This window comes from Marinobacter sediminum (genome assembly GCF_016820575.1).
Taxonomy (GTDB): domain Bacteria; phylum Pseudomonadota; class Gammaproteobacteria; order Pseudomonadales; family Oleiphilaceae; genus Marinobacter; species Marinobacter sediminum.
Genome location: NZ_JAEMQH010000004.1, coordinates 108,604 through 122,360, shown reverse-complemented (window position 1 = coordinate 122,360; position 13,757 = coordinate 108,604). Strand labels below are relative to the sequence as shown.

Sequence of the window (13,757 nt, the reverse complement as noted above, 5' to 3'; positions counted from 1 at the left end):
CGCCAAACGTGGGCGAGGTAGTTAAAGACGAATATCAGACGGATTACGTCGCGGGTCAGGATAATATAAATCCTTTCGGCCTGGATCTTCATGCGCCGGTATTTCCGATTACGGCAATACTGGTCGTGCTTTTCGTGGTAGGTACCCTGATTTTTCCGGCAGAGGCGAAGTCGCTTCTGGACGGGGCAAAATGGGACATTATTGCCACGTTTGACTGGTTCTTTTTGCTCAGTGCCAACGTGTTTGTGGTGGTGTGCCTGGCGCTGATCTTCATGCCGGTGGGCAAGATTCGCCTGGGCGGTATGGACGCCAAACCCGAATTTTCGACTTTGTCCTGGTTTGCCATGCTGTTCGCAGCCGGCATGGGCATTGGCCTGATGTTCTGGGCGGTCGCTGAGCCAACAGCTTACTTCACTGGCTGGTACGAGACGCCGTTTAACGTTGAGCCGAACACGCCAGAAGCGGCCAACCTGGCCATGGGCGCTACCATGTACCACTGGGGTCTGCACCCGTGGGCTGTCTATGCCATCGTCGCGCTGTCGCTGGCGTTCTTCTCCTTCAACAAGAACATGCCACTGACCATCCGCTCAGCCTTTTTCCCGCTGCTGCGTGACAAGGTTTGGGGCTGGCCTGGCCACATCATCGATATCCTGGCGGTGGTAGCCACCATCTTCGGCCTGGCAACCTCCCTTGGCTTTGGTGCCCAGCAGGCCGCAGCCGGACTTAGCTATTTGTTCGGTGTTTCTGACGGCATCAATGTGCAGATGGCGATCATCGTGGGTGTGACTGCGGTTGCGCTGATTTCAGTACTGCGCGGTCTCGACGGCGGTGTCAAAGTACTCAGTAACATCAACATGAGCCTGGCTGGAATCCTGTTGTTCTTCATTATTTTCGCCGGCCCGACCATGACGGTAATCGAAACCCTCTGGGTGACCTCGTCCAGCTACGTCGGCAACATCCTTCAGTTCAGTAACCCGTTTGGTCGTGAAGACGAAGCCTGGTTCCAGGGCTGGACTGTGTTCTATTGGGCATGGTGGATCTCCTGGTCACCGTTTGTTGGCATGTTCATCGCCCGCGTTTCCCGTGGCCGTACCGTGCGTGAGTTCGTGACTGCAGTTCTGATTATCCCTACCGTGATTACCGTGGTGTGGATGAGTGCCTTTGGTGGTACTGCGCTGGAGCAGATTCAGAACGGTATTGGTGCGCTGGCAGCCAATGGCCTGACTGACGTGCCGCTGGCCATGTTCCAGATGTTCGAGAACCTGCCGCTGACGGGCATTATCTCCTTCGTCGGTATCATTCTGGTGCTGGTGTTCTTCGTAACCTCTTCGGACTCCGGTTCATTGGTTATCGACAGCATCACCGCTGGTGGTAAGACCGACGCACCGACAGCCCAGCGTGTATTCTGGGTGGTCATGGAAGGTGCAATTGCCGCAGCGCTGATCTTCGGCGGCGGTGAGGATGCCCTGGGCGCGATTCAGGCAACGGCGATTAGCGCCGGTCTGCCGTTTACCGCCATTCTACTGGTCATGACGTGGGGGCTTCTGAAAGGCCTGACTCATGAACGCAAATTGCTGATCGCCCGAGGCGAAATGTAATTGCACCAGTAAAGATAAAAAAAACCGGGGCTTTGCCCCGGTTTTTTTATGTCTGAAATTTGATTCGGGTGCTTGATCTGATGATGTGTGGATCAGAGCGCGCCAAAGACGTTCATGGCGTAATTCGCCCTCTCGCGGGGGGTAAAGTGGGGGCGTTTAAGACTCTCGATGGTCCGCAGTCTGGGCAGAAGGCCACGGCCATTGGCCATCTGGATAGCCAGGCCCGGGCGGGCATTCAGTTCCAGTAGTAGTGGCCCTTCGTTGGCATCCACCACCAGATCCACGCCCATATAGCCAAGACCGGTCGCCTCATAGCAGCGCGCAGCCATTTCCAGCATGTCTTCCCAAGCTTCAATGTTGATGTTCTCGAGCGCCAGGCCGGTATCCGGGTGCAGGGTAATGGGGCGGTTGAACTGCACCGCATTCAGGCTGCGTCCGGTGCCGATGTCCAGGCCTACACCCACGGCGCCCTGGTGCAGGTTGGCTTTGCCATCTGAAGCTTTGGTGGCCAAGCGTAGCATGGCCATTACCGGATAGCCCTGGAACACCACGATGCGGATGTCTGGCACGCCCTGATAGGAAAACTTGGCCAGAGACGGCGCAGACTCCACCAGGTTCTCGACAATGGCGACATCCGGGCTTCCTGCCAAGGAGTAAAGCCCCGCAAGTATGTTGGTCAGGTGGCGCTCAAGGTCGGGCGCTGCGACCCGGGCTCCGGAGGCTTTGATGTAATTATCATCATCGCGGCCGGTAATCACCGTGATGCCCTTGCCGCCGGATCCCTTTGCGGGTTTGATGGCGAACCCGCCGAGACCTTCGGCCATTTCGCGAAAATGTGAAATTTCGTGCTGTTGTCGGACAACCTGCAGCAGCCGGGGCGTAGTGACCCCGTATTCGGCCACAGCCAGCTTGGTTTTCAGTTTGTTGTCCACCAGTGGATAAGACGAGCGCTCGTTGTAGCGGGCAATGTAGTCAACATTGCGCCGGTTCATATTGAGCATACCCAGCCGGTTCAGACGTCGGGGTGAGATCCAATCCATGTTAGTCGTAGGCCCTCATGGGCGTGAACCGCTTGAGTTCGCTCAGTTTGTAGCCGGTGTATTGCCCCATGAGCAAAATCAGGCCGAGTACGGCGAAATGCAATTCGGGGAAATTGAAGGTCAGGTGTCCGGCCAGTGGCGTGCTCATCAGTAGGTAAGCGCAGATGGCTACAAACAAACTGCCGGCGCCCTGGACCGCCACTTCATTAGCCCCTTCCTCCTCCCAGAGGATGGACATGCGCTCAATGGTCCAGGCAATGATGACCATGGGGAAGAAGGTAACCGTCATGCCGGTATTGAAGCCCATCTGATAACCAATGATGCTCAGGCCGGCAGTGATGAAGATAACCAGAATGATCAGGGCCGATATTCGCGATACCAGCAGCAGGTTCAGACTGGACAGGTAGCCGCGCATCATCAGGCCAATGGAGACCACTGACAGGAAGGCGATCAGCCCTGGTACCAGGGTGGTTTGCACGAACGCCACCGCAATCAGTACCGGCATGAATGTCCCGGAGGTGCGAATGCCGATGACGATCCTCATGAACGCCACCACGAGTGCGCCCAGCGGCAGCAGCAACAGCATGCGGAACATGCTTTGTTCCTCGATGGGCAGCTCGTAGAAGCTGAGGAAGCCGAGCCCATTGGAGTCCGCTTGCATGGTCGCCAGCTGCAGCGCTGGCACTGTTTGGCGAAGCATGGAGAAGCTCACTTCGGAGTTGTCGCCACCCACTACGTCTAGGAGTGATGCGGAGCCCTGTCGCCACAGCAGAAGACTTTCGGGAACGCCTTGCTCGGCGTTCTTGGGGTCAAACGTTAACCACTGCTGGCCGTTGTAGATCTGCAGGAAGGACATCAGCGACTGGCGGCGCCGGGCATCTTCCAGCTTCAGCCCATCGGCGATGCGGGCTGGAATGCCCGAGTGGTTCAGCATGTCCACCAGCAGATCCAGGTAGTTTTCCTCGGCCACCAGCAGGGTGGTGTTCTGGGTGCGGGTATCTGGCTGCATCAGTCGGATCAGCTCCCGGGTCATGCTCTCCGGAGTGCTCGACCGTGCATTCGCCTGCGCCAGGAGTTCACGCACGGCGGTTGCCTGGGGCTCTTCAAAGAATACTTTGCGAGCCTTGGGTTCTTTAGCGGGTTTTTGGCTCAGAGCGGTTTCGTCCGGAATAAACTGGGCTTTGAAGTACAGGGTTTGCGGGCCTGAGACATCGCGCTTGGTCCATTCCGCCGTGCGATTACCAGACTTCTCGATGATTGAGAAGCCGTATCCGGGCGACGCGGCCTGTTCGCTAAGGATGCGGAATCCGGGCGGTTGATCCGGCACGTTCAGGCTGGCCTGCACTGCATTGTCGTCGGCATCAAAATCGACACGGGCCTCAATCATCCAGACCGGGCGCTGTTCCCCGGTCAGCCAGGGGATGCCAAGCTCAATGTGACGCCAGACAGCCAGGGAAATGCCTGCAGAAATGAGCAGAAAAACGGCGACGTAAAACGGGAGGCGAGAGCGGGGCTTCACGAGTCATTCCTGTTCTTGGCGATGGCTTCGGGCAGTTTGGTCGCGAATTCCCTGCCAACATCAATCAGCATTACGTCGCGGAGGACGTTGCGACCAATCAACACTTCATTGTCGAGATCGTTTCTGTCGGTCAGCGTGAATTCGGCGACTTGTTGATGATCCCCGATTGCAAATTGGAGCTCCACAACCACGCGACGTTCAGGGTCTTCGGCGGCGGCCTGGGTGACCCGGACCCTCCGGACGATTTCTTTCTCGAGGGTGGTCAGCGTATCCGAGCCTGGCACAGGCACATCAAAGCGAACCCAGTTGCTGCCATCACGTTCGAATCGGGTGATGTTGCGGGCATCAAGGGAAGACGTTTCAGCACCGCTGTCAATACGCGCGGTGTAAACCTGCTCCACAGCCGCCAAATAGATTTTTTCCACGTGGCCAACAATGATTTTGCCCTTAAGGCGAGCGTCCTGAGTCTTGGAGGTATCTACCGTTGGGCAGACTCTCTGTGCGGGGGCGGGGGGGCAACTGGGTTTTTCAACCTGAGTCTTGATGGCATCAATGATCGAATCGGTGCTGTCCTGCTGCTTTTCCAGCATCTTTTCATGACGGAACTGGGCATTGTTATCCATGGTCACAAGCGTCGCCCGTTGGGTATTAACGGACGTATTAAGCTCGCTTAAATCTTGCTTGGGCACCATGAAATATCGGTCTGATGAGCATCCAGCCAGCAATACAAGCATGCCAGTTACTAACAGGACTCTTGGTTGAGGAAAACCAGCCCGTATTTGTTTTAAACCCATTGAATACCCCTGTGCCGGCAGTTCTCAGGCCGTTTCCATGGCTGGTACCACGGCCAGTATGAATGTATTTGAAGATAGTAGGCGCAGGAGTATACAACAACCGAACTGTGTAGTTGCTTTACAGTTGGTTAAGAGGGGGATTTTCTGGCAAGTTCTCAGGTTCGGTAGGTAACTGATTACCGAAACAAGAGGTTAGCTTCGCCCAGCGTGGTTTCTGAGCGCAGGAATTCCTGAATAACCGGTGAGCAGTTCAGGTAGAACAGTAACAGTTCGCGCTGAATATCCTGATCCTGAATCCGCGCTGCGTAACAGATCAGGTCGCGCAGTGCTTCGTCGCCGGAATCTCCGCTGACCGTATCAAAAGCCTTGCTGTAGCGGCCTTTCAGCAGGTTGGTCAAACGTTCCAGATGGAATTCACCGGTGTGGGTGATGTGGGGGAGTACACGGGATCGCCCGATAGAACTGCGCATTTCACGCGTTCCAGCCAGTCCAGAATAGGCCGCGGGCGCAGAACAGCCCGGTTGCATGAAATCCGTTCCAAGTTTTCGCCAGAGTTCTTTTAGCATGGTTTTTCGCCCGTATGCGATCCTGTCGTCGTCCCCGGCACGGTTAACAAAACGTAATGCCTAAAGACAAAAGGACATTCCATCCTTTTAGACGATATTACGAGGCGCGTCTATAAACAGATGCGCTCGGCTCCGGGATTTGCCAAGCAGTCGAGATCAAAGCAGTGATCCACGATGACTGTCACGGGCCGCTGGGAAAAAGGTTCCATGGATGAGGTAGACTGTGTGCACTGATTCACAGTCTGGTTTTTTTAAAGATTTTCGCCGCAGATACAGGAGTGCATGCAGTGCCGGAAGCTGTCACTGGATTGATGATGTCCCAGCCAGCTGTAATGGCTGGTTGGATACTGGTGCTGATGGTTGGCGTGTGTGCGCTTGCAGCCTTATTAGTACGTAGTGCTGGGGCCCGTCGAAGTTTGGCGTCGGAGCTTGAGGCGCTGGAGCAGGCCCGCGCCGAGGTTGAGCAGTCGCTGCTGGCGGCCCATCACGAGCGAGCCATGGAACGGCAGCAGACGGAGCACCTGCAGCAGGCGCTTGACGAGCAACATCATCGCCTGACCAAACACGAACAGGATTTGGAGCAGTGGCGTCAGCGCGCAACCGGTCTCGAAAACCGGGTTGCCGGGCTGGAATCGGATCTGGAGGGGCGGCGCTCACGGATCACCGAGCTCGAGCAGGAGCGGACCAGCCAGCAGCAGCGCGCGGATGCGTTGTCCCGTCAGCTACACGAGGCCCAGGTAACCCTTCGTGAACAGGAAGTGACACTGGACAAGGAACGGCGCGCCACCTCGGAAAAGCTGGAGTTGCTGGAGCGCAACCGCGACGCCCTCAAGCAGGAATTTGAGAATCTGGCGAACAAGATCTTCGAGCAAAAAAGTGAGCGCTTCAGCCAGCAAACCCGCACCAGCCTGGATACGTTGCTGAACCCGTTCCGTGACCAGCTTCAGGATTTCCGCAAGCGGGTAGAAGACGTCTACACTACAGAGACACGGGATCGCCAGGCGCTGCGAAGTGAAATTAAGTCGCTTCAGGAGCTGAATCGACAGATCACCGAGGAGGCCTCGAACCTGACCCGCGCCCTCAAGGGCGACAAGAAAATACAGGGTAACTGGGGTGAACTGATTCTCGAACGGGTGCTGGAGAAGTCTGGTCTGCGCAAGGGCGTGGAGTACGAGACCCAGGGCAGCTACCGCGACGGTGACAACCAATTGCTTCGGCCTGATGTCGTGGTTTACCTGCCGGACAGCCGGAATCTGATTGTCGATTCCAAGGTGTCCCTGCTCGCCTACCAGCAGTGGGTCACCGAAGAGGACGATGCGGCGCGTGAAGAGGCGTTGAAACAACACGTGGAAGCGGTTCGGAATCACATCCGGACGCTGAGTGAGAAGGATTACAGCCAGCTTCATGGGCTGCATTCGCCGGATTTCGTGTTGCTGTTCATGCCCATTGAACCGGCGTTTGTGGCAGCGTTTCAGCAGGACGAGAACCTTTTCGCAGAAGCGTTTGAGCGAAAGATTATTGTGGTGACACCGACCACGTTACTGGCGACGCTGCGGACGATCGAAAACATCTGGCGGTATGAGCGACAGAGCCAGAACGCTCGCCGAATTGCCGAGCGCGCCAGTGCGGTGTACGACAAGCTGCGGGTGTTTGTGGAGGCCATGGAACGACTCGGAGGGCAGTTGCACACCGCCCAGGGCACCTACGATTCCGCCATGAACACCCTGACCCGTGGGCGCGGCAATCTGATATCTCAGGCAAACCGGTTTGTTGAGCTGGGTGTCCGGGTGAAGAAGGAATTGCCAAAGGGCATTATGGATCAGGCGGAAGTGGATGCCGAAGACGACCCCGACGATGAGAGGGCGGGAGCCTCTCTAGAGACGGAAGAGCAGGCGATTGGCGCGGATAACGATCAGGAGTGAGTGTCATGGCAGTATCGTACGGAAAGACCCGTCAGCGGGCTCTAGGGCTGGTTCTAGCATCAACGTTGCTGGCTGGTCAGGCTTGGGCACTGGCTCCGGAACATGAGACCCGTCGCCTGATGCTGGCGACCGAAGAGGCGGTGACCGAAGAGCGCTGGGGAGAGGCGGGCGAGTACCTCAACCGGCTCCAGCAGCTTGAAGGTCCCAAACCCGCAGACTACTTCTTTTATCGTGGCCGGGTGATGTACCAGGCGGGGCACCTGAACGAGGCACAATCGGCGCTGGAAGCGTATGTAGAGAGTGCTGGAACAGATGGCAGCCACTACCAGAAAGCGTTGAAGCTGATCACTGTGGTAGAGAAAACCCGCAAAGATCAGGCTGCGGCGCCTCAGAACGGTAACGGCGAGTCGAATAAAGTGGCTGTGATAGAGCCGGCCGGGGACCAGCAGATGGCCTCCCTGCGCAAACTCTACCTGGTCAATTCTGATCGGCAGGCACTTGCGCTGCACCTTAATGCGTTGCTTGAAGGGGCAGGCTGGCGTGAAGATCAAACCATCGTGCGACTGGATAAACCGGCCGATGTGCAATACCGGATTCGTGCGGAGTCCAGTGCCATCAACTTGCAGGAAATTCGCCGTGATGCCGAAGGGCGGATGGTGAGAACAACGCAAACCCTCTCGGTGTTTGGTGTAAATCCGCAGGTGGAATGGGCCTGCGAGGCCGCTGCGACTACCTGCTGGGTTTACGACCCACGAGACGGATCACGCCTGTTGCAGCTGTCCCTTGATCGGGACCAGACTCAGGAAATCGCCCGCACCTTTGGCAAACTAATCCGCAATCTGCAGACCCCCGCGGGCTCCTGAAGCCCTTCAATTCTTCAGGTTGCCCCGTTCGCCCTCGCGGTAGGCGCCCGGGGTAACACCTGTCCATTTCTTGAATGCCCGGTGAAAGGTGGACGGCTCGGTGAAGCCGACCTTGCTGGCAATATCGTTGATTGGTAGCTCCGGCCGGCCCAGGTAGTAAATTGCCATGTCCCTGCGCAGCAAGTCCTTGATCTCCTGAAACGAGGTGTTTTCCTGCTTCAACCGCCTGCGCAGTGTTTGCGGGCTGGTGTGCAGTTCCGCGGCAATCCATTCGAAGTCGGGCAGGGGCTTGGAAAAGTCTCGGCCGATCAATGCCCGGATCTTGCCGGTGAAGGTATTGCTCTCATCAGGGCGTGACAGCAGATCCGCTGGTGACGTCTTCAGGAACTGCCGCATTTCCGACTTGTCTCGAATCACCGGCGCGCTGAGGAAGCGCTTATCGAAGGTGAGGGCGGTGCGATCGGAGTCGAATGCCAGCGGGCAGTGAAAAATGTGGCGGTATTCATCGCCGTGAGCCGGCCGGGGATAGGCGAACTCAACTTTGGTTAATTCCACCGGCTGACCGATCAGCCAGCTGCCGAGTCGGTGCCAAATCACCAGGATGCTTTCACGAAGGAAGAAGCCGGGGTCGTGGATCTCGCCTTCCATGCGCGTAACCAGCTGAACCGTATCGCCACTGGTTTCCAGCTCCATGGTCACCATAGGCTCGAAGAGCCGGGAAAACTGGTAAGCCTGTCTGTAGACCGCCTCCAGTGTGGGGCAATCAATCACCAGCGCACACATGGTAGCGAAGGTGCCGCTGCGGGCACGGCGTGGGCCAAACCCCATGAACTCGTCATCAAGACGGTGCCACAGCACCTGCATCAAGCGGCTGAACTGCTCACTGCTGACCCGCGCCATCTCGATGCGCAGCAGCTCCGGAGATATCCCGGCGTCTTTCAGCATCTCATGGGTATCAAAACCCAGGCGCTCGGCGCCCTCTAGAGCGGCCTGCACAAAGTGTCTTGAAACCGTCAGGTTAGACATGTCACTCGCTATTCCGTGAAAACGAGCCCCATCATAAAACCCCGGTGGAACAATGCAACCGGCCAAATATCAACAAACTGGCAGAATCGGCCAATGGGAATGAAGGAACCGGCAGTTGGCCCCGAAGGCAAAACCGGGCAGCATGAGATCTACTGACAAATCTGACAACAACAAAGTGAATATCAAAGGAGAACGCCATGGCAGGTCCATTGACCTCACTGAAAGTATTGGATTTCAGCACCCTGTTGCCCGGCCCCTACGCCACCATGCTGCTGGCCGACATGGGCGCTGAAGTATTGCGGGTGGAGGCACCCGACCGGGTGGACCTCACCAAGGTAATGCCGCCGTTCGATGGCAAATTCGCCACCGCGTTCTCCTACCTGACCCGCGGTAAGCAAACGTTGCCTCTGAACCTGAAGCAGCTCGAAGCGGTTGAGCGGGTGAAGGAGTTGGTGAAGGATTACGACATCGTGGTGGAGCAGTTCCGGCCCGGTGTTATGGATCGCCTGGGCATCGGCTACGAGACACTGAAAGCCATCAATCCCAAGCTGATCTACTGCGCCATCACCGGCTATGGCCAGACCGGCCCCTATCGCGACCGCGCCGGGCACGACATCAATTACCTCGCCTTGGCGGGTGTCAGCAGCCACTGCGGCCGCGCAGACAGTGGTCCGCCGCCTCTGGGTATTCAGGTGGCGGATGTGGCTGGCGGCTCACACCATGCCGTCATGGGTATCCTGGCGGCCGTTATAAACCGGCAACAGACCGGTGAAGGGCAGTTCGTTGATATAAGTATGACCGACGCCGCCTTTGCCATGAACGCCATGGCTGGCGCTGCGTGTCTGGCTGGAGGGCAAGAGCAGAAGCCGGAGAGTGCGTTGCTGAATGGAGGCTCGTTTTATGACTACTACCGAACCCAGGATGACCGTTGGTTGTCCATTGGCAGCCTGGAGCCACAATTCTCTGCAAGGCTTTGCGATACCTTGGGTTTGGCTGAGATGAAGGGGCATGCTCTTAGTCAGGACCCTGTGCAGCAACAGCAGTTGAAAGCGGCTCTGAGGGAAAAAGTTGCGGAAAAGACGTTGAGGGAATGGCAGGAAATTTTTGCCGATCAGGACGCTTGTGTGGAGCCGGTATTGACGGTTTCTGAGGCGGCGGAGCATCCGCAGTTGAAGGCGAGGGGGATGGTGGTTGAGGTGGATCGTGGGGATGGGGTGATGCAGAAGCAGATAGGTAGTCCGATTAAAGTAGGGGGGCAAATCGTTTGATAGCGAAAACCAATGCGCAGAAATAAAAAAGGGGCCTTTCGGCCCCTTTTGCTTAGTTGCTTTCTACCACTGCACTGTTTGTTACGGAAACCGAACCATCTTGAGTATCAGGGTCAGTTGCAGTTGTGAACAGTTCAGCGATCTGAGCAACCATCTCGTTAAAGACCGCTCCGCTGGTCAGAGGATCCACTTCAGTATTGGAAGCGCTCACCGGTGTGCCATGCGACCCCTCGGTGAAGCGAGTTACGGCTGGCACAGAGCCAGCAGCAGTTGGAGTGGCGCCAATCTGCGCGATGGTCGGTTCAGTACCGGCCAAAGGTGCAGGAAGGCTGTCGATTACGAAGCCGTTGCTAAGCGTAAGCTCCAGAGGTCCTTGCCCGTAGAGATCGGCATCCGCTGCATTGGGGATGGTTCGGTCTGATGGGTTTTCAGCTGTGCCATCACCGACGATCTCTGTGAGCAGGATGTCAAAGGATGACAGGGATTTGCCAAAGTTGACTGGGTCAGTCGAGTCTATCAGGCCTTGGAGAACCGCGAAGTAGGTTTCCAGGGCAGATGAGCCTTGCACCAAAACGCCGTCAGAAGCTGCATCAAGCCCCGCCAGAATAGCAGGAGCACCGAAGCTTGTGCTGGGGGAGTTCTCAAGAAGTTTGGTCACTCCTCCGCCTGAGTTCAGCACTGCAGCTGCCTGAATCACAGGCTGATTTTCATTTACAGTTCCTGCAGCATCTGGCCCTGAGACCGAGTTATTAACGGATACGAACGGCAAGCCGTTAATGCCGCCAAGCGAATGGCCGACAAAATAGACTCTATTTGGATCCAAATCTGCGCCATTGGCAGTTCCGTCAATGTCGAGGCCTTCAATTGATGCGTTAAGGTTTAGAAGATCAAGCACGCCTTGACGAAGATTATCGCGGCTGTTTGCGAAATCGCTCAGGTTGATGAATAGGCTACCTGATGCTTCAGCCCCGTCAGGCAAGGCTGACATTGGTGTGGGTTCAAGCGCAGCGTTGGCTGAGAAGTTAAAGTGACGCTCAGTAGCACCAGCCGAGGCGCCTGCAGTCACTGTTCCATTTTGATCTTTGATCATAGAAAGACCAGGAACGATGCTGCCAGCCGGGACGACACCGTGAAGAGGCTGGTCAATTGCAATAGTGGCAAAACAATCGTCACCTGAGGCTGTCCAAGTTAATGGATTCTCTGGTGTGTCGCCAGTATCGACACAGGAAAATGCTAGCGCATTCGCTAAGGGCAAGGTTGCTGAGCGGTCGGTAGTGATACCATGTTGGTAAATGATAACCGGCCAACCGTTAACGGGTTTTGTTATACCTACTGCTGCTGTAGCGGAGGCGTCCGGGTACGTTACCAAAACAGGCACTGTAGTTTCAGCAGTTTCCCCAGCAAACGGGAATCGATAGGTGATTTTGTCAGATGGCGCCACTACCTCGGGCAAACCAGTTGCCCCAGGAGGGCTTTGAAGGCTGTCTGCTTGGTTAGCTGTCCAGCTGGAGGTCTTGATCACCGAACCATCAACATTGTCTGCAGGAATATCAAGGAAATAGGGTAGTGTAATGTCACCTTGAGAGACTTTTGCAGGCGCAATAAGTGCTGGGTTGATTGAGCTTGCATCTTCGTCCGTTGAGTAAAAGTTAACAGTACGTGATTGCGGCGCTTCAAGAACTCCAAGCGAATTCACGAAACCGCCCTCTACTGCTGTTGCTTGGCCCGCAATAGTTGGGCCCTTGACGAAGATAGCTGCTTGAGAGACTGCTGTCTGTAGGGAGAAGGCCAACGTAGTATTGAGGTCCTCGCCAGTTCCCGCGACGTCGCCAAAAGTAAGCGTGACGCTTCCCGCATTTGCAGCTGTAAGGGTGTCATCCAAGTCCGCATTATACAGTCGGAATCCTTGAGCAGGATCAGTCAACAGCTGATACAGGCGATCATTGATTGCGTCGTCTGTCGCATCACCGCCAGTCGCCTGATTGGTCAGGTTATAAGTTTCGTCAAGAAGCTTAGTGATCGCTTCTTGGCGAGCATCAATCTCTTGGCTCTCCTGGAAGAACTTTCGCGGAGCAGCGTTAGCAGTGAGTACATCCTCAACACCGGCGGTGGTAAACGTCATCGAGAATACGATGTCGTCCTTCGATGGGGCGGTTGCGCTTACCCCAGCTTTGGTGAAAACAGTTTGCATGAAGCCGAAATAACCCTCAGCCAAAGTCTCCCAGTCGAGAATAGCACTTCTAAATGGGGCGAGATCTGAGTTGCCAAGAGGCTCATTAGGGTTGGAGTAATTCTGGTAAGCAGGTGAGCCAACCAGAGGCTTGCCGCTCGCATCGCTAACATCATTGGTGATAACCACTAAGTATTTCGTCTTAGGTTCCAGTGGTGCTAGCGGGTTGATACGAATTACGTTGTTTACGCCGTCGTCAAGACTGATGATCTCAGCTCTGGCAACGGGAATCGCCAGCTCTGTAAAGATGCTGGTTGCTGCAGCCGTTTGACCGGCGGCCAGTAGGCCGCTTGCGACTTGGTAATCCACAGCTTGCGCAAAGCTTGGGATTTCACCCTCGGCTGAAAGTAGAGCGTCTTGGCCAGGATATTCAAGAGGCAGCAAGAATACGTTTTGACTGGGGTTCGGGATAATCGAACCGCCGGCATCGATGAAACTGCGCGCGTCCAATGTTTGGTTCGCATCGAGACTGCCGGAGATTTTGATATCGAAAGCAGAAGAAACGGAATTCCCATCAAGAAAACCGATGCCAGTTGTGACTGGGTTGGTAGGGTCAGAACCATCAACCATAGTCCCGTCAGCCGCGCTTTCCAACGCAAACAAGATGTCGTTGGGGACAGGGAACTCCCGAGTCACGCCATTGAAAACCGGCCATGTCTTACCAGTGAAATTCGGGTTACTGATCTTATAATCCGGATTCGCATTGCTCCCCGATTTGCCACTATCAAAGCAGCCTGTAAGTCCAAGGGAAGACGCCACGGCAACGCTTATTAGAGTTTTCTTGAACATGGGTGGAACCTTTTCCTGTTGTTGTGTCGTTATGTCAGGCAGCTGACGGGGCCGGTCTGATCCGGTAAGCCCGTTGTCAGTGGCCTGTTCTGCTTTTAACTGTTGTTAACTGTTGTCTGAAATTGTAGCCAGCGCATTAAGC

At 55.8% G+C, this 13,757-nt stretch carries 10 protein-coding genes; 4 read left to right on the top strand and 6 right to left on the bottom strand.

The genetic code is table 11. The annotated features are described in order from the left end of the window. Positions 1-8 precede the first annotated feature (8 nt). A complete protein-coding gene (locus FGO67_RS15990; RefSeq protein ID WP_203301681.1) occupies positions 9-1,598 on the top strand; it encodes a BCCT family transporter in 1,590 nt (529 codons plus the stop codon). A 92-nt stretch (positions 1,599-1,690) separates the two neighbouring features. On the opposite strand, the gene FGO67_RS15985 is transcribed toward FGO67_RS15990, so the two are convergent. The 4 genes from FGO67_RS15985 to FGO67_RS15970 all read right to left on the bottom strand — a co-directional run bounded on the left by FGO67_RS15985 (position 1,691) and on the right by FGO67_RS15970 (position 5,421). Beyond that, a complete protein-coding gene (locus FGO67_RS15985) occupies positions 1,691-2,638 on the bottom strand; it encodes an alpha-L-glutamate ligase-like protein (protein WP_203301680.1) in 948 nt (315 codons plus the stop codon). A gap of 1 nt (position 2,639) precedes the next feature. Next, the gene (locus FGO67_RS15980) at positions 2,640-4,157 is read right to left on the bottom strand and encodes an inactive transglutaminase family protein (protein ID WP_203301679.1); all 1,518 of its coding nucleotides are present in this window, start codon (positions 4,155-4,157) and stop codon (positions 2,640-2,642) included. After that, on the bottom strand, positions 4,154-4,951 hold the full coding sequence (locus FGO67_RS15975) for an ATP-dependent zinc protease family protein (protein WP_203301678.1): 798 nt from the start codon (positions 4,949-4,951) through the stop codon (positions 4,154-4,156). Before FGO67_RS15975 ends, FGO67_RS15980 begins: the two co-directional genes overlap by 4 nt. Before the next feature lie 176 nt (positions 4,952-5,127). After that, a complete protein-coding gene (locus FGO67_RS15970) occupies positions 5,128-5,421 on the bottom strand; it encodes a hypothetical protein (protein WP_238942514.1) in 294 nt (97 codons plus the stop codon). A 593-nt stretch (positions 5,422-6,014) separates the two neighbouring features. Here FGO67_RS15970 and FGO67_RS15965 point away from each other — a divergent pair. Beyond that, positions 6,015-7,439, top strand: a complete 1,425-nt coding sequence (locus FGO67_RS15965; protein WP_203301693.1) for a DNA recombination protein RmuC — start codon at positions 6,015-6,017, stop codon at positions 7,437-7,439. A 5-nt stretch (positions 7,440-7,444) separates the two neighbouring features. Continuing rightward, positions 7,445-8,302 carry a hypothetical protein gene (locus FGO67_RS15960; protein WP_203301676.1) on the top strand — a complete coding sequence of 286 codons (858 nt, stop codon included), beginning with the start codon at positions 7,445-7,447 and terminating at the stop codon, positions 8,300-8,302. 6 nt (positions 8,303-8,308) lie between these two features. Here FGO67_RS15960 and FGO67_RS15955 read toward each other — a convergent pair whose 3' ends face one another. Beyond that, positions 8,309-9,328 (bottom strand): AraC family transcriptional regulator, encoded by a 1,020-nt coding sequence (locus tag FGO67_RS15955; protein ID WP_203301675.1) that lies wholly within the window; start codon positions 9,326-9,328, stop codon positions 8,309-8,311. 197 nt (positions 9,329-9,525) lie between these two features. On the opposite strand from FGO67_RS15955, the gene FGO67_RS15950 reads away from it, so the two are divergent. Beyond that, positions 9,526-10,596, top strand: a complete 1,071-nt coding sequence (locus tag FGO67_RS15950; protein ID WP_203301674.1) for a CaiB/BaiF CoA transferase family protein — start codon at positions 9,526-9,528, stop codon at positions 10,594-10,596. A 52-nt stretch (positions 10,597-10,648) separates the two neighbouring features. Here FGO67_RS15950 and FGO67_RS15945 read toward each other — a convergent pair whose 3' ends face one another. Further along, positions 10,649-13,615, bottom strand: coding sequence for an Ig-like domain-containing protein (locus FGO67_RS15945; protein WP_203301673.1), 2,967 nt, complete (start codon positions 13,613-13,615; stop codon positions 10,649-10,651). Positions 13,616-13,757 lie beyond the last annotated feature (142 nt).